The organism is Streptomyces sp. P9-2 (assembly GCF_051903975.1).
Taxonomy (GTDB): domain Bacteria; phylum Actinomycetota; class Actinomycetes; order Streptomycetales; family Streptomycetaceae; genus Streptomyces; species Streptomyces cellulosae.
The window spans coordinates 2,731,515-2,747,793 of the sequence record NZ_CP192633.1 but is presented as its reverse complement, the minus strand read 5'-3'; the positions used below and the strand labels follow the sequence as shown (position 1 = coordinate 2,747,793).

Here is a 16,279-nt window from a genome sequence, read left to right as displayed (position 1 = left end):
CTCAGTGTCGCGCCACCTCCAGCTCCCCGTCCCCGCCCGTCCCGGAAACGACCGCCAGCGCCCCGTCCCGGTCGGTCCGCAGCACCGCCGCTCCGCCGGCCCGCAGCGCGTCCACCGTCCCCGGGGCCGGGTGGCCGTAGGAGTTGTCCTCGCCGGTGCTGATCAGCGCCAGGCGCGGCGCGGCGAGGCGCACCAGACCCGGGTCCTGGTACGCCGAGCCGTGGTGGGCGACCTTGAGGACGTCGACGCCGGCCAGCTGCCGCGCCTCGGGTGAGCGGGCCAGGGCGCGCTGGGCCGGGGGCTCCAGGTCGCCGAGGAGGAGCAGGCGCAGACCGCCGGTGCGGACCAGCATGGCCACGCTGGCGTCGTTCGCCCCCTCCACCGCCGGGTGGCCTCCGGGCGGCGGCCACACGACCTCCCAGGACAGGTCACCCGCCCGGCGCCGCTCCCCCGCGACGACACGTGTGACCGGGACGCCCGCCGCGGCCGCCGCTCTTCGGACGGCCGCCGCCTGGTCGGCCGGCTCCTCCAGGCCCGTGGTCCCGATGCCGCCCACCTCGCGCCCGCGCAGCACCCCGCTCAGCCCGGCCACATGGTCGGCGTGGAAGTGGGTGAGGACGACGAGCGGGATCCGGGTGACGCCGAGGGAGCGCAGGCAGCGGTCGACCGGCTCCGGGTCGGGTCCGGCGTCCACGACCACCCCGGCGCCCTCCCCCGCCGCCAGCACCAGCGCGTCTCCCTGCCCCACGTCGCACATCACCATCCGCCAGTCGGGAGGCGGCCAGCCCGTGATCGTGCGCACCAGCGGCCGGGGCTGCACCACCACCAGCGCCAGCAGCAACGCGCAGGCGGCGCACCACCAGGGGTGCCGCAGCAGCCGGCGCCCCACGAGCAGCACGGCGAGCGTGACCGCGCCGAGGGCCGCCGCGCCCGTCCAGCTCCCCGGCCAGTCCACCCCGGCGCCCGGCATCGCCGCACCGGTCCGGGCGACCCGCGCGATCCACCCGGCGGGCCAACCCGCGCACCACGCCACCGCCTCGGCCAACGGCATCGCGATCGGCGCGGTGGCCAGGGCGAGGAAGCCGAGCACGGTCGCGGGGGCGAGCGCGGCCTCGGCGAGCAGGTTGCAGGGGATCGCCACCAGGCTCACCCGGGCCGACAGCACGGCGACCACCGGGGCGCACAGCGCCTGCGCGGCACCGGCGGCGGCGAGCGCCTCCGCGATCCGGGGCGGCATCCCGTGCCGGCGCAGCGCCTCGCTCCAGCGCGGGGCGAGGGTGAGCAGCGCGCCGGTCGCCAGCACGGAGAGGAGAAAGCCGTAACTGCGGGCCAGCCATGGGTCGTAAAGCACCAGGAGCAGGACTGCCGTGGCCAGGGCCGGGACGAGGGATCTGCGGCGGCCGGTGGCGAGCGCGAGCAGCGCCACGGAACCGCAGGCGGCGGCACGCAGCACGCTCGGGTCGGGCCGGCACACGACGACGAACGCCAGGGAGAGCACCCCGCCCAGCACCGCCGTGGTCCGCAGCGAGATGCCGAGGCGGGGCGCGAGCCCGCGCCGCTCGGCCCGTTGCGCCATCCCCGGCGGACCGAGGAGCAGGGCGAGCAGGATGGTGAAGTTCGCCCCGGAGACGGCGAGGGTGTGGGTGAGGTCGGTCTCCCGGAACGCCTGGTCCAGCTCCGGCGTCACCCGCGAGGTGTCCCCGACCACCAGCCCCGGGAGCAGCGCACGCGCGTCCTCCGGCAGATCCTCGGTCGCCTCGCGCAGTCCGTCGCGCAGCCGTCCCGCGAGCCGCTGCGGGGCTGAGGGTCCGGCTACGGTCTCTGGACCGTCGCGGCCGTCCACCCGCAGCACCGCCGCGAACCGGTCGCCGCCCTCCCGCGCCGGCGCGAGCCCCGCCTCGACCCTGAGCCGGGTGGAGGGGAGCAGGGTCAGCCAGGGCGAGCCCTGGTGGTCAGCCGCGGTGGCTGTGGTGGTCCGTTCCTCGTCGCCCGGGTCGACGATCAGCAGGACCGGGGCCCGCGTGGCACGGGTCGTCGTTCCGGCCCTCTCCACGCGCCGCACCTCGGCCTCGACCAGCACCGAAACCGGAGCCATCCGGTTGCCGCTGACCCGGGGCCGGGTGAGCCGTGGGTCGGCGGTGACCTCCACCTCCGCGACCACTCGCGCGTACTCCTGGGCCAGCTCGGGCACGGGACCGCGTCGGACGTCCGCGCCGTGCAGGCCTGCCGAACCGGCGGCCGCCGCGACACACAGCAGGGTGGCCGCGACGGCGTGCGCGGTCACGGGCACCCGCACCGTGAGGCGTCGGCGCGCCAGGAACAGCGCGACGGCGACCAGGACCGAGACGGCCACGGTGGTCACGGCCCAGCCCGGAGGGGCGTGGAGCATCACCGCCGCCGTGGCCCATGCGGCGAGGGCGGGCGGGACCAGCCGGAGGTCGGTCGGTCCCTCATGCCGGGGACGGGAGGCGCCCGGCTGGTCAGCCGAGGCTTCGGGGTCGATGCGGGTGAGGGTGCTCATGGCCGGACGAGGTCCCGTAGGTCGGCGAAGCGGCGGTCGCCGATGCCGTTGACCTCCCGCAGCTCGTCCACCGAACGGAAACCGCCGTTGCGGGTGCGGTAGTCGACGATGTGCTGGGCCAGGACCGGGCCGACACCGGGGAGGGTGTCGAGCTGGTCGATGGTGGCGGTGTTCAGGGAGACGGGGGCCGTGGGACCGGACGCCGTTCCCGTGCCTGCCGGGGCTGCCGGAGCCGCCGCTGCGGCCGAAGCCGGGCCGCCCACCACCAACTGCTCGCCGTCCACGAGGAACCGGGCGCGGTTGAGGCCGCCCGTCTTCGTGCCGGGCCGCACCCCGCCCGCCGCCTTCAGCGCGTCCTCGACCCGTGAGCCCGCGGGCAGCCGGTGGACGCCCGGGTCCCGCACCTTGCCGCTGACGTCGACCACGATCTCGGGAGCCGCCGAGCCGCCTGCCTGCCCGAAGGTTCCCGGAGCGCCCGGGGGATCTCCTCCGGGGTCCACGCCCTTCCCTTGCGCCGCGGGTGCCGCCCGCACCACCTCCGGCGCCCGCACCGGCTGGGTGCGCCCGGTCCAGAAGTGCTGCACGGCGAACACCAGGGCGAGCGCAAGGAGCGCGGACAGCGCCACGACACTGCGCCGCTCCAGCCCGCACCGGGCCTGCACCCACAGCGGCAGCCGCTCCCGCAGCGCGGGGCCGAGAAGCCGCCCGGACGGAGACGCCGGGGGCGGTTCGGGCACTGCTTCGGGCGTCTCTCGGTCCTCCGGGTCCGGCAAGCCGCGCTCACTGCGGCCAGGGCGCCCGGCGGGCAGCCGCACAGGGTAGGTCGCCGGCTCCTCACCCTCCGGCCCGAACCCGAGGAACCGCCCCGGACGGGCAGCCGCATCCGCGCGGTCCGGCAGCCGCCTCAACTCCAGCGTCCGGTCCGCCGCCGAGTCCCGTCGCCGCCCAGCAGCCACCCGGGGCCTCGTCAGCAGGGCGTGCCCCGCGACCCCCTGACGGTCCACCACCACGACCCGGCAACGCCGCCGTGAAGACGGCACCCCACCCTTCACACCCGCTAACGCGCGACCCGCTCCCAACTCCGGCCGCGCCCAGCTGGGTGCCCTCCGCACCGCCCGCTCCCCGCGCACCACGGGCTCCCCGGACTCCCCGGACTCCCCGGACTCCCCGGACTCCCCGGACTCCCCGCCGAACAGCGTCTCGGCCCGCCGCCGAATCTCCTCCCCCGGATCCTGACGGTCCCCGTCCCGCCCCCACGCACGCGCCCTGCTCGGGCGCCCCCTGCGGTGACGGTGACGGGCGTGGGACATGCGGCCGTCGGACAGGGGCCCACGCCCCGGACCACTCGTCGGAACAGCGGTACGTGTCTGTGATCGAAGTGCCATGCGACGAGGGTCGGGCACAACCGCACCCTCGCGATGATCATGGTCAAAACCCGTGGACGAGCACCCAGTTGTGGAAAACTCCGTCACCCGATCGAGGGGCCCTGCCCCACCCGAGCCCCGGCCCGCCCCTCACCGGGCCGAAACCACGACCCCCAACAACCCCGGCCCCGTATGCGCCCCGATCACCGCGCCCACCTCGCTGACATGCAGCTCGGACAGTCCCGGCAGCCGGGTGCGAAGCCGGTCGGCCAGCGCCGAGGCGCGTTCCGGGGCGGCGAGATGGTGGACGGCGACGTCCACCTCCGCGCCTCCCGCGCGGTCCGCCGCGATCTCCTCCAGGCGGGCGATCGCCTTGGACGCCGTCCGCACCTTCTCCAGCGGTTCGATACGCCCGCCGGCCAGTTGCAGCAGCGGCTTCACGGCGAGGGCGGAACCCAGCAGGGCCTGCGCCGCGCCGATCCGGCCGCCCCGGCGCAGATAGTCGAGCGTGTCCACGTAGAAGTAGGCCGAGGTGCCCGCCGCCCGCTTCTCCGCCGCGGTGACCGCCTCGTCCACCGTGCCGCCCGCCTCCGCCGTCTCCGCGGCCGCCAGCGCGCAGAAGCCGAGCGCCATCGCGATCATGCCGGTGTCGACCACGCGGACCGGCACCGGCGCCTCGCGGGCCGCGAGGACCGCCGCGTCGTAGGTGCCGGACAGCTCCGCGGAGAGATGGAGGGAGACGATGCCGGTCGCGCCGGACTCGGCGACCCTGCGGTAGGTCTCCGCGAACAGCTCCGGGCTGGGGCGGGACGTCGTGACCGGTCGCCGCTTCTGCAAAGCCTGGGCGAGGGAGCGGGTGGAGATCTCGGTGCCCTCCTCGAGGGCGCGGTCCCCCAGCACCACGGTCAGGGGTACCGCCGTGATGCCGTGCCGCTCCATCGTCCGGGCCGGAAGGTAGGCCGTTGAATCGGTGACGATCGCGACATGGCGGGACATGAGCTGGAGGTTACCTGCCATGGCGGCCGTGCGGCAGCCCGGGCCCGTGGGGGCGTCGTCCGCCGCGGGACGATCAGTACCGCTCAGGCGGTGGTCACGTGGTGGATTCGGGGCGCGGCTTCTTCTGCCAGGGGTAGGTGGGGCGCGGGGCGGCCGGGGCGATGGCGGGCCGCTCCTGGTCGTCGCCCTGCCGCGGCTCCGCCTCCTGCCGGGCGGTGTCCGGCCAGGTCTGGCCGGATCCGGCGGCGTCGGCGGCCGGGGCCTCCGGCCAGCGCGGGGGTGCGGGCGTGGACGGCTGGTCCGTGGTGGTCCAGTGCCGCAGGGCGCCGGCCTCCATGTCGATCTGCGCGCTCAGCGAGTCGAGGTCGTCGTCCGCGAAGCGGCGGGCGCGGTCGCGGGTGGCCCAGCGCAGGGAGTCGGCGGAGCTGGTGATGCGCTCGGTGCGCTCGCGCAGGTCGGGCAGGCGCGCGGACAGCGTGGCGCGGTCCGGCTCGCCCTCCAGACGGCGCAGTTCGGCGTCCAGCTCATGGCCGTGCGCACTGAGACGCTGGAAGAGGGACAGTGACTCCTTCACCGAGCCGTCCTCGGCGGCGACCGCCTCCAGGGCGTCCTGCGTGGCGCGCATCGAGGTGCGCAGCTTCAGCCGGAGCTGGGCGATCTCACCGGCCGGGCCGGTCTGCGCGAACGCCTTGGCGCGCAGGGTGTGGTCCTCGACCGTGCGGCGGGCCTGGTGGATGTGGCGGTCCGCGCTGCGCTTGGCGGCGCCGACGACCTTCACCGTGGCGTACACGCCCAGGGCCACGAAGAGCACGAAAAGCAGCGCGATCACTGCGAACACCGCTTCCACGAGGCTCCTCCTCAGGGCACGTCCGGCCTGTCCCGGCACATGTCGTGCCGCTCTTCCACGGTAAACGCAACGGGCAGGCCCGGAGTTCCGGCGGAACCCCGAACCTGCCCGCAGACGACCCGGCCGCTACCCGTAAGGGTCAGGCCGGGCCATGACCGGACCGGTGACGGCCGGACCGGCAAGCGTCAGGCCGGAACGATGTTCACCAGCTTCGGCGCCCGCACGATCACCTTCCGGATGCCGGCGCCGTCCAGCGCCGCGACCACCCGCTCGTCGGCCAGCGCGGTCTTCTCCAGCTCGTCCTCGGAGATGCCCGGGGACACCTCCAGCCGCGCCTTCACCTTGCCCTTGATCTGGACCACGCAGGTGACGGTCTCGTCCACCACGTACGCCGGGTCGGCGACCGGGAAGTCCTGGTGCACCACGGAGTCGGTGTGGCCCAGCTTGCGCCACAGCTCCTCGGCGATGTGCGGGGCCAGCGGCGCGACCAGCAGCACCAGCGGCTCCGCGACCGACCGGGGCAGCGGGCCGCCCCGCTTGGTCAGGTGGTTGTTCAGCTCGGTGACCTTGGCGATGGCGGTGTTGAAGCGCATGCCCTCCAGGTCGCCGCGCACGCCGTCGATCGCCTTGTGCAGGGCGCGCAGGGTGTCCTCGTCGACGTCGTCGGTGTCGACGACGGTCACCTCGCCGGTCGCCTCGTCGACGATGTTGCGCCACAGCCGCTGCAGCAGGCGGAACTGGCCGACGACCGCGCGGGTGTCCCACGGGCGGGAGACGTCCAGCGGGCCCATGGCCATCTCGTACAGGCGCAGCGTGTCGGCGCCGTACTCGGCGCAGATCTCGTCCGGGGTGACCGCGTTCTTCAGGGACTTGCCCATCTTGCCCAGCAGGCGGGTGACGCGCTCGCCCTGGTACCAGTAGCCGCCGTCGCGCTCCTCCACCTCGGCGGCCGGCACGGCGATGCCGCGGCTGTCGCGGTAGACGTAGGCCTGGATCATGCCCTGGTTGAACAGCTTGTGGAACGGCTCCGCGGAGGAGATGTGCCCCAGGTCGTACAGGACCTTGGACCAGAAGCGGGCGTACAGCAGGTGCAGCACGGCGTGCTCGGCGCCGCCGACGTACAGGTCGACGCCGCCGTGCGGCATGCCCTCGCGCGGGCCCATCCAGTACCGCTCGATCTCCGGGTCGACCAGCTTCTCGGAGTTGTGCGGGTCCAGGTAGCGCAGCTCGTACCAGCAGGAACCGGCCCAGTTGGGCATGGTGTTGGTCTCGCGGCGGTACTTCTTCGGGCCGTCTCCCAGGTCCAGGGTGACGTTGACCCAGTCCTCGTTGCGGGACAGGGGCGTCTCGGGCTGGGTGTCGGCGTCGTCCGGGTCGAAGGTGCGCGGGCTGTAGTCGTCGACCTCGGGCAGCTCCAGCGGCAGCATCGACTCGGGCAGCGCGTGGGCGACGCCGTCCTCGTCGTAGACGATCGGGAAGGGCTCGCCCCAGTAGCGCTGGCGGCTGAACAGCCAGTCGCGCAGGCGGAAGTTGACGGTGCCCTCGCCGTGGCCCTCGCGCTCCAGCCACTCGGTGATGCGGGCCTTGGCCTCGGTGACGTTCAGGCCGTCCAGGGAGACGTGCTCGCCGGAGGAGTTGACGATCTTCGCGTCGTGGGAGACGAAGGCGTCGTCCCACGTGGCGGGGTCGGTGCCGCGGCCGTCGGTCGGCTCGACCACGCACACGATCGGCAGTTCGAAGGCGCGGGCGAACGCGAAGTCGCGGGTGTCGTGGCCGGGGACGGCCATGATCGCGCCGGTGCCGTAGCCCATCAGGACGTAGTCGGCGATGAAGACGGGCACCTTCTGCCCGTTGACCGGGTTGGTCGCGTAGGCGCCGGTGAAGACGCCGGTCTTGTCCTTGGCCTCGGCCTGCCGCTCGACGTCGGACTTCGAGGCTGCCTGGGCGCGGTAGGCGGCGACGGCCTCGGCGGGCGTGGCGTGGCCGCCGGTCCACACCTCGTGGGTGCCCTCGGGCCAGGCGTCCGGGGTGAACTTCTCGACCAGCGGGTGCTCGGGCGCCAGCACCATGTAGGTGGCGCCGAACAGGGTGTCGGGGCGGGTCGTGAAGACGGTGATCTTCTCGCCGTCGATGGGGAAGTCGACGCGGGCGCCCTCGGAGCGGCCGATCCAGTTGCGCTGCTGCAGCTTGATCGCCTCGGGCCAGTCCAGGGCGTCCAGGTCGTCCAGCAGCCGGTCGGCGTAGGCCGTGATGCGCATGTTCCACTGGCGCAGCTTGGCCTTGAAGACGGGGAAGTTGCCGCGCTCGGAGCGGCCGTCGGCGGTGACCTCCTCGTTGGCCAGCACGGTGCCCAGACCGGGGCACCAGTTGACGGGCGCGTCGGAGGCGTAGGCCAGGCGGTACTCGCTCAGCAGGTCGGCGCGCTCGACGGAGCTCAGCTCGCTCCAGGAGCGGCCGCCGGGGACGGGGCGCTCACCGGACTCGAACTGCGCGACCAGCTCGGAGATCGGGCGGGCCTTCTGCGCGTCCTGGTCGTACCAGGAGTTGAAGATCTGCAGGAAGATCCACTGGGTCCACTTGTAGTAGTCCGGGTCGATCGTGGCGAACGACCGGCGCTTGTCGTGGCCCAGGCCCAGCCGGCGCAGCTGGACCTGCATGTTCTTGATGTTGGCCTCGGTGGACACGCGGGGGTGCGTGCCGGTCTGCACCGCGTACTGCTCGGCGGGCAGGCCGAAGGCGTCGAAGCCCAGGGTGTGCAGGACGTTGTGCCCGGTCATGCGCTGGAAGCGGGCGTAGACGTCGGTGGCGATGTAGCCCAGGGGGTGTCCGACGTGCAGGCCCGCGCCCGAGGGGTACGGGAACATGTCCATGATGAACTTCTTCGGCCGCGCGACCACCTCGGGGTCGCCCGCCAGGTCGCCCTTGGGGTTGGGCGCCGCGTACGTGCCCTCGGCGTCCCAGAAGTCCTGCCAGCGTGCCTCGATCTCGGCGGCCAGGGCGGCCGTGTAGCGGTGCGGCGCGGCCTCCGCGGCTGCGGGGTTCGTCTCGCTCATGATCCTCAAAGCTCCATCGATCGTCTCTGCCTGCTGCTGCGACTTCCTGGAAATGAAAAAACCCCTCGCACAGGAGGGGACGCCGCGCCGATTCCGACCTGCCGGAACATCGGCGGTCGGGACTGATCAGCGCGGCTCGCTAAGCAGAAGGCGTACGGCACGCATGGGGTCAGGGTACCGCAGGGACGGATCTCGCCGCGACGCCCTTCCACAACGCACTGAACAAAGGTCAAAAGTTACTTCGCGTAACAACCCCTAAGGGACAACACAACGGCCTCATTGTCTTTTGATAACAGCGCAATAACTCAAACCTGGTACTGACGGGTACGACGAGGCTTAGAGTTCGGCAGCGGGACCGCTTTACCGAACCGTTCGGAGTTGCCCCCATGAACCCTCGTCCACTCGGCAGCCCACCCCCCTCCCGGGGCAGGTCGGCTGCGACTCCGTCGTACCCGCTGTGCGTCCGGACGTCCGGAGGTGCGTCGTGAGGCCGGACGACAGCACGGCGGACGACTGGTTCGTCGACTTCCTCAACTTCGGCGTCGGCGTCCTGTCGCTCGTCTGTCTCAGCTGCTCCGTGATCTGGGGACTCGTGGCGCAGGACCGGATCCTGCTCGGCCCGCGGCAGCGGATCCTCGCGCAGGCGGTGCACCGCACCACGGCGGTCGCGTCCGTCGTCTTCCTGCTGATCCACATCGTGGTCAAGCTGGCGCTGGACCACACCTCGTGGATCGCGGCCGTGATCCCCTTCGGGCTCGTCCTCACCGACGACGAGGCCGTCATGGGCCGGAGCTTCCTGATCGGCCTCGGCACCCTGGCCGGCATGCTGATGATCTTCGTGGCGATCACCGGCATCCTGCGCAACCGCTTCGCCTCCCCGGCGGAGGTCGCCGCCCGCTGGCGCGCGGTGCACATGCTGGCCTATCCGGCCTGGTGCGCGGCGCTGGTGCACGGGCTCTACGCGGGTCGAGCGGCCAAGCCGATCTTCATGATCCTGTACGGCCTGTCGCTGTTCGGCGTGTTCGCGGCCCTGGTGCTGCGGGCCTCCCCGCGCCCGGTCAAGCGCAAGGTCGCCGACAAGATCACCTCGATGCTGGGCCTGGACCAGCAGCCCGGCGCCCGGCTGGACGAGGCCAGAGCGCGCAACGCCGAGTCCGCCCTGCCCGGTTACGGCGGCGCCCGCGACGAGCGGCGGCCGCGCGCCGAGCGCCCGTCGTACGAGGCGCCCGAGTCCGCGCCGGCCCCGGAACCGGCGAACGGCTTCGCGGCCGCCTACCGCGCGGTGTCCCCCCGGCAGTCCGCCGCGCAGAACCCGCTCACGGACGCCACCGCCCGCATGGAGATGCCGGACCTCCAGGCCACGGAGGCGATACCCCGGGTGGACTCGCCCTCCAGCACCTCGGGCAGCTGGCCGATCCCGTCCCCGCCGCCGGTCGGCGAGGCCCCTCCGTCGGCCTACGACCCGCTCAACGACACCGGATACAACATCCCGACCTACAACAATTCGGTCGCCTCCGGCTACGGGTCGAGTGATGTGTACGACACCGCTGAGACAAACGGCCTCTACGGCACGTACAACCCGGGTGACACGTACAACAGCGGTCCCGCCAATGCACCAACCCCCGGTGTGCCCTCGTCGACCTACGACTTCGACGCACCGGGGTCGGGCGAACCTTGGAACACGCCTTCCGGAGGCTTCAATTGAACGAGGCCCTGCCCGACGTTCCCGAAGTCCGCGTCGTCGGACTTCCCCAGCTCACGTCGGGCTTCGACCTTGTCGACCGGCTCGATCTGCAGATGCACCTCAAGGTGCACGGCCCGCTCGAGCCCCTGGGCGGTGAGCAGCTCGCGCAGCTCGCCGAACGCATCAACCTCAGGGGCCGCGGCGGCGCGGGCTTCCCCTTCCACAAGAAGCTGCGCTCGGTCGCCGAATCGGCGATCAAGCGCGGCGTCCGGCCGGTCGTCGTCGTCAACGGCAGCGAGGACGAACCGGCCTGCCGCAAGGACACGGTGCTCATCAACCGGGCGCCGCACCTCATCCTGGACGGCGCGCTGCTGTGCGCCGAGGCCATGGGTGCCCGCACGCTCGTGGTGGGGGTCACCCGTGAGTCCACCCAGCGCTCGATGGAACAGGCGCTCGCCGAGCGCGGCCTGAGCAACGGCCGCCGCTCGGCGCTGCGCGCCCGGGTGCAGCGCAACCCGGTGCGCATGGTGACGGGGGCCGCCGCCTCCCTGATCCGCTCCATCGACGGCGGCCCGGCCATCCCGCCGGGACGCAAGACCAGCGCCTCCAAGAGCGGTGTGGGCGGCGCGCCCACGCTGCTGTCCAACGCCGAGACGTTCGCCCAGCTCGCCATCGCCGCCCGTATCGGCCCGGAGCGCTACGGCAACACCGGCCTGTACGACGAGCCGGGCACCGTGATGCTCACGGTGTCCGGTGCGGTGGCCCGCCCGATGGTGGTCGAGGTGCCCACCGGCGTGCCGCTGCGCTACGTGCTCCAGCTGGCCGGCGCCCCGCCGGTCCCGCAGGGCGTGCTGACGGGCGGCTATCACGGCAAGTGGATCGACGCGGCGACCGTGAACGAGGCGATCGTCTCCCGCAACTCGCTGGACGCGGTCGGCGGTTCGCTGGGCGCGGGCGCGATCCTGCCGATCAGTCAGGACACCTGTCCGCTGGGCGAGTCGCTGATGGTGGCCAAGTGGCTGGCGCAGGAGAGCGCCAACCAGTGCGGCCCCTGCTACCTGGGGCTCCCGGCCGCCGCGCGCGGCCTGGAGGACATCCTGAACGGCGGCGGGGCGGCCGCGCTGGAGGCGGTCCGGCAGGTCGCGACGAACGTGAAGCGGCGGGGGGCCTGTTCGCACCCGGACGGCTCGGCGATGTTCCTGGAGTCGACTCTGAAGGCGTTCACCGAGGACATCGCGCTGCACGCCCTCGGCAACGGCTGCGGGCGGCCCGTGGCCGGCGTGCTGCCGCTGTTCGAGGGCGGCGCGACGCCGACGGGCATCCCGGGCGGCGAGGACGAGGAGAAGAACGGCCCGAGCCGGCAGAAGATCTTCGTCGACTGGACGCTGTGCCGGGGCCACGGGCTCTGCGCGGACATCCTCCCCGAGGTGTTCCAGCTCGGCGCGGACGGCTTCCCGACGGTGGCTCAGGCGCAGGTGCCGCGGTACGCGGAGGCGAAGGCGCTGCGCGCGGTGCGCCGCTGCCCGGCGCTGGCCCTGCGCATCGAGGACTCGGCCCCGCAGGCGAAGGCGCCGTCCCGGAACCTCCCGGTGCTCTCCCAGGGCCGCGGGAGGCGCGCTCTGGGGCGCTGACGCGCCGGACAGGGGGGCAACACGCAGCCGGCCCTCTCCGGCGGTCCGAGGCCGCCGGAGAGGGCCGTTCGCGTACGGGGTGACCCGCGACACACACCCCTCGGCACACAACGACCGAGGGCGGACCATCCGTTCGGATGATCCGCCCTCGACTTCTGTGGAGCTAAGGAGAATTGAACTCCTGACCTCCTGCATGCCATGCAGGCGCTCTACCAACTGAGCTATAGCCCCTTGCGGTGTTCCCCCGGGTTTCCCCGGCGGCGACGCCAACTTTACACGGTCACCCTGGCCCAACACCAAATCGGTTTCGCTTCGCCCGCTTCCGCCCGGAAGGACCGCCCCCGGAGGGGCGCTCCCCCACGCTCAGGCGCTCACGCCGTCACGAACGAGTAGAAGCGTTTGAGGGTGCAGTGCTCCTCGAGGAGCCGGCCGTAGATCGGCTCCCCCTCGAGTTCCCGGTACGTCTCGATGGGGTCGCCTTTTATGATCAGCGCCCGCGCGCACTCCTCGCACCAGTACTGGTAGTCGGGGTTGATCGGCTCCATGTCGCGGACGATGGGCGTGCCGCTGCCGCACCAGTCGCACTTCCGCCTGTGTGCACCCATCGGTCAGCTCCAGCTGTGGCCGCAGGCCGTACACACGTAGGAGATCCCGCCGTTGTCGCCCAGCACCTGGGCGACGTGTGCGGAACCGCAGGAAGGGCAGCTGAGACGCGTAGAGGTCCGTCGGGTCGACACCGCTCCGAGGAGGTGGTCGACCCCCTCGAGGATGCTCGCAGGCATCACAACTCCCTCCCGTCGGGCCGCGCCCCCTTCCGGTCGTTTGATTCTGCCACGACCGGGCCAATACGGTCAGCGACGCCGTGGTACCGGTAGGGACACGGCTGTACGCCTCGTAGAGGTATACGTCGGAGGACGCCGCCACGCTCACCCGCGGACGACAAAAGATCCCGCCTCCGCTGAGGGAGACGGGATCTTCACCATGTGGAGCTAAGGAGAATTGAACTCCTGACCTCCTGCATGCCATGCAGGCGCTCTACCAACTGAGCTATAGCCCCTGGCCGCCACATGAAGTGACTTCCTGGTTTCGCCCCGCTCGGCGGGGCGAACAAGAAGAACTTTAGCCTGCGACCTGCCAGAAAGTGAAATCCGGGTCCGGGACGGCGCGGGGCGGGTCGTACGGCCGCCGCCGGAGGCCCCGGCGGCGGGCACGGCCGTCGTCAGTCGTCGTCGCCGAGCACCGGCTCGGGCAGGGTGCCGGCGTTGTGCTCCATCAGCCGCCAGCCCTTGGCGCCCTCGCCGAGGACGGACCAGCAGCAGTTGCTGAGGCCGCCCAGGCTCTCCCAGCTGCGCGGGTCGAGGCCGAGCAGCCGGCCGATGGTGGTGCGGATGGTCCCGCCGTGGCTGACCACCACGAGCGTGCCGTCCTCCGGGAGCTTCTCGGCGTGCCGCAGCACCACGGGGGCGGCGCGGTCGGCGACCTCGGTCTCCAGCTCGCCGCCGCCGCGGCGGACCGGCTCACCGCGCTTCCACGCGGCGTACTCCTCGCCGTAGCGGGCGATGATCTCGTCGTGCGTCAGGCCCTGCCAGACGCCCGCGTAGGTCTCCCGCAGCGCCTCGTCGTGGACGACGTGCAGGCCGGTGAGCGCGGCCAGCTCGGCGGCGGTCGCGGCGGCCCGCTTGAGGTCGGAGGCGACGATCGCGTCGGGCTTCAGGCCCGCCAGCAGACGGGCGGACCGGCGGGCCTGGGCCACGCCGGTCTCGGTCAGCTCGACGTCCGTGGAGCCCTGGAAGCGGCGCTCCACGTTCCAGGAGGTCTGGCCGTGCCGCCACAGGATGACGCGGCGGCCCCGGCGCGCGGAGCCGCCCACCTCACCGGTGGCGCTCACCGCCACTCACCTCCCGGGCCGGTCGCCTCCTCGGCCTCCTGGAGCTTGGCGTGCTCGGCGGCCTTGCCGCGGGTGGCCTTGGCGTCCTCGGGGAGGTCCAGCTCGGGGCAGTCCTTCCAGAGCCGCTCCAGGGCGTAGAAGACCCGCTCCTCGCTGTGCTGGACGTGGACGACGATGTCGACGTAGTCGAGCAGCACCCAGCGGGCCTCGCGGTCGCCCTCGCGGCGGACCGGCTTGGCGCCGAGCTCCTTGCTGAGCCGCTCCTCGATCTCGTCGACGATCGACTTGACCTGGCGGTCGTTCGGCGCGGAGGCCAGCAGGAATGCGTCGGTGATGGACAGCACGTCACTGACGTCGTAGGCGACGATGTCGTGCGCGAGCTTGTCGGCGGCCGCCTGGGCGGCGGTGGTGACGAGCTCGATGGAACGGTCGGTTGCGGTCACTGCGTGGCTTTCGGTCGACGGTCGGTTGACCTCCAGGGTCTCACGGACCGCCGGGCGCACCCCACGTCATTACGCGGGGTGCGCCTCCCGTCGCCTCCGGTCGCCGCCTGCTACTCCGTGCCAGGGTCGTAGTCCTGGCCGAGGACGACCGCCACGCGCGCGTTGCCGGAGATCTTGCCCTTGGTGACGGCGTCGGCGGGCAGGCCCAGGGTCTTGGCGACCTCGGTGGCGTTCTCCTTCTCCGCCGGGTCGGCGTAGACGACCTCGGAGGTGGCCTCGGCGGAGCCGGCGGTGCCGCCCTCCAGGAAGGTGAAGCCGCCGTTGAGGAGCACCACGCGCGCCTGCTCGGCGTTGTCCTTGTCGCCGGTGGCGTTGCGCACGGAGACGGTGACCGCGGCGTCCCGGTCGGGGCTCTTGGCGGTGCCGCCGAGGACGTCCTTGACGACGCTCTCGCTCGCCTCGTCGGTGAGCGTGCCGTCCTCCTCGACGGGCAGCAGCGCGGTGCGGTGGTCGCCGCCCTTGGCGAGGTCGGAGAGCCCGGCGAGGAAGGCGCCGAGGTCCGCGTCGGTCAGCGGCGGCTCGATGATCTGGCCCAGGGTCTGCACGGTGGTCGTGGCGGCGTCCGGGTCGGAGGTCATCTTGCGCAGCACCCCGTGCAGCACCTGCCCGAACCGCTCCAGCTGGGCGTCCTGGGCCTCGCCGGGGCCGCGGTGGGTGGCGTAGGCGACGGCCATCTTGCCGCTGAGGGTCTGGCCCTTGCCCTTCCTGACCAGCGGCGCCTGGCCCTTCTTCTTGGCGTCCGGGTCGGGCACGTCGGTGTCGGTGTCGACCTCGATGTTGCCGACCAGGTCGACGAGGGTGAGCAGGAAGGGGGTGTCCAGACGCCAGGTGCCCTCGATGTCGGTGCCGAGGACGGTGTCGAGGGCGGACCTGGTGCCCTCGGAGCCGTCGTCCTCGACGGACTTGGCGAGCGTGGTGGTGGTGCCGTCCTCGGCGGTGAGGGCGAGGGAGTTGGGCAGCAGCACGGTGGTGCCCTGCTTGGTGGTGGCGTTGTCGACGAGCAGGGCGGTGGAGGTGCCGCCGTTCTCGGTGTCGTGCAGATGGACGACGAGCACGTCCCGCTTCTGCGCGCCCGCGGCCGTGGTGGTGCCGGTGCCCTTGTCGGAGGAGGAGAGGCCGGGGAGCTTCCCGGCGTACCAGAGGTAGCCGACGCCGCCGGCGACGACCAGCGCGAACACCACGGTCAGCGCGATGATCCGGCTGCGGGCGCGGCGGCGGGCCTCCTCGCGGCGCTCGGTGCGGTTCTCGGTGAACTTGAGCCAGTCGATGACGTCCTCGGAGTCGCCGTCGGGCTCCTCGACGAAGGCGAACTGCTCGGTGCGGTACTCGGGGGCGGAGCCGTCCTCGTCCCTCCCGTCGTCGTCGGCCGGGCGGGCCTGCTGCGGGATGTGCGCGGTCCGCTCGGGGGCGGGGGGCTGCTCCGGTATGTACGCGGTCTGCTCGGTGACCCGGGGCTGCTGTCCGGTGGCGTCGGGGTGCGCGCCCTGCCCGTAGGGGTCGTAGGCGGGCTGCTGATGGCCGCCCGTCGCGTAGGGGTCGTAGCCGTAGCCGCCGCCGTTCCCGTACGGGTCGTAGGCGGGCTGCTGGTGGGCGCCCGTCGCGTACGGGTCGTAGCCGTAACCCTGCTGGTTCTGCTGGTTCTGGCCGCCCTGCTGCTGGCCGTAGGGGTCGTACTGCTGCTGCGTCTGCTGGTCGGCCGCCTGCCGGTAGACCGGCCGGCCGTACTCGTCGTAGCCGACGAGCTCGTACGGGCCCCCGTCCCCGTACCCCGCGTCGTATCCGTCGTTCACCG

At 72.7% G+C, this 16,279-nt stretch carries 11 protein-coding genes and 2 tRNA genes; 2 read left to right on the top strand and 11 right to left on the bottom strand.

Annotated features, from left to right (window positions below; translation table 11 throughout):
- Window position 1: 1 nt before the first annotated feature.
- The 5 genes from ACQY0Z_RS12680 to leuS all read right to left on the bottom strand — a co-directional run bounded on the left by ACQY0Z_RS12680 (window position 2) and on the right by leuS (window position 8,781).
- Complete coding sequence (locus tag ACQY0Z_RS12680) at window positions 2–2,521, bottom strand: ComEC/Rec2 family competence protein (protein WP_439812276.1); 2,520 nt, start codon at window positions 2,519–2,521, stop codon at window positions 2–4.
- Window positions 2,518–3,258, bottom strand: coding sequence for a helix-hairpin-helix domain-containing protein (locus tag ACQY0Z_RS12675; RefSeq protein WP_254587952.1), 741 nt, complete (start codon window positions 3,256–3,258; stop codon window positions 2,518–2,520). The genes ACQY0Z_RS12680 and ACQY0Z_RS12675 overlap by 4 nt, the downstream gene beginning before the upstream one ends.
- 777 nt (window positions 3,259–4,035) lie before the next feature.
- Window positions 4,036–4,881: a DegV family protein gene (locus tag ACQY0Z_RS12670; protein ID WP_189906514.1), complete on the bottom strand. Its 846-nt coding sequence runs from the start codon at window positions 4,879–4,881 to the stop codon at window positions 4,036–4,038.
- Window positions 4,882–4,975: 94 nt separating this feature from the next.
- Window positions 4,976–5,728, bottom strand: coding sequence for a hypothetical protein (locus tag ACQY0Z_RS12665; protein WP_189906512.1), 753 nt, complete (start codon window positions 5,726–5,728; stop codon window positions 4,976–4,978).
- A gap of 185 nt (window positions 5,729–5,913) precedes the next feature.
- Window positions 5,914–8,781, bottom strand: coding sequence for a leucine--tRNA ligase (gene leuS, locus ACQY0Z_RS12660; RefSeq protein WP_439812275.1), 2,868 nt, complete (start codon window positions 8,779–8,781; stop codon window positions 5,914–5,916).
- A gap of 484 nt (window positions 8,782–9,265) precedes the next feature.
- Here leuS and ACQY0Z_RS12655 point away from each other — a divergent pair, with 484 nt between their 5' ends.
- Both ACQY0Z_RS12655 and ACQY0Z_RS12650 read left to right on the top strand, forming a co-directional pair.
- A complete protein-coding gene (locus ACQY0Z_RS12655; RefSeq protein WP_189906508.1) occupies window positions 9,266–10,486 on the top strand; it encodes a ferric reductase-like transmembrane domain-containing protein in 1,221 nt (406 codons plus the stop codon).
- Entirely contained in the window at window positions 10,483–12,096 is a 1,614-nt protein-coding gene (locus ACQY0Z_RS12650) for a ferredoxin (protein WP_439812274.1), read from the top strand. Before ACQY0Z_RS12655 ends, ACQY0Z_RS12650 begins: the two co-directional genes overlap by 4 nt.
- Window positions 12,097–12,254: 158 nt before the next feature.
- On the opposite strand, the gene ACQY0Z_RS12645 is transcribed toward ACQY0Z_RS12650, so the two are convergent.
- From ACQY0Z_RS12645 to ACQY0Z_RS12620, 6 genes are all read right to left on the bottom strand, one after another.
- Window positions 12,255–12,327: transfer RNA gene (locus ACQY0Z_RS12645), tRNA-Ala, on the bottom strand.
- 140 nt (window positions 12,328–12,467) lie between these two features.
- A complete protein-coding gene (locus ACQY0Z_RS12640) occupies window positions 12,468–12,701 on the bottom strand; it encodes a hypothetical protein (RefSeq protein ID WP_006136074.1) in 234 nt (77 codons plus the stop codon).
- A 379-nt stretch (window positions 12,702–13,080) separates the two neighbouring features.
- Window positions 13,081–13,153, bottom strand: a tRNA-Ala gene (locus tag ACQY0Z_RS12635).
- A gap of 162 nt (window positions 13,154–13,315) precedes the next feature.
- On the bottom strand, window positions 13,316–13,990 hold the full coding sequence (locus ACQY0Z_RS12630; protein ID WP_254586881.1) for a histidine phosphatase family protein: 675 nt from the start codon (window positions 13,988–13,990) through the stop codon (window positions 13,316–13,318).
- The gene (gene rsfS / locus ACQY0Z_RS12625; RefSeq protein ID WP_189906503.1) at window positions 13,981–14,427 is read right to left on the bottom strand and encodes a ribosome silencing factor; all 447 of its coding nucleotides are present in this window, start codon (window positions 14,425–14,427) and stop codon (window positions 13,981–13,983) included. The genes ACQY0Z_RS12630 and rsfS overlap by 10 nt, the downstream gene beginning before the upstream one ends.
- Window positions 14,428–14,537: 110 nt before the next feature.
- Complete coding sequence (locus tag ACQY0Z_RS12620) at window positions 14,538–16,277, bottom strand: LytR C-terminal domain-containing protein (RefSeq protein ID WP_439812273.1); 1,740 nt, start codon at window positions 16,275–16,277, stop codon at window positions 14,538–14,540.
- Between the last annotated feature and the right edge of the window lie 2 nt (window positions 16,278–16,279).

Excerpts from the sequence above, each read along its gene's own strand:
- ACQY0Z_RS12680 (WP_439812276.1), bottom strand. The coding sequence starts at position 2,521 with ATGAGCACCCTCACCCGCATCGACCCCGAAGCCTCGGCTGACCAGCCG.
- ACQY0Z_RS12670 (WP_189906514.1), bottom strand. The coding sequence starts at position 4,881 with ATGTCCCGCCATGTCGCGATCGTCACCGATTCAACGGCCTACCTTCCG.
- leuS (WP_439812275.1), bottom strand. The coding sequence starts at position 8,781 with ATGAGCGAGACGAACCCCGCAGCCGCGGAGGCCGCGCCGCACCGCTAC.
- ACQY0Z_RS12640 (WP_006136074.1), bottom strand. The coding sequence starts at position 12,701 with ATGGGTGCACACAGGCGGAAGTGCGACTGGTGCGGCAGCGGCACGCCC.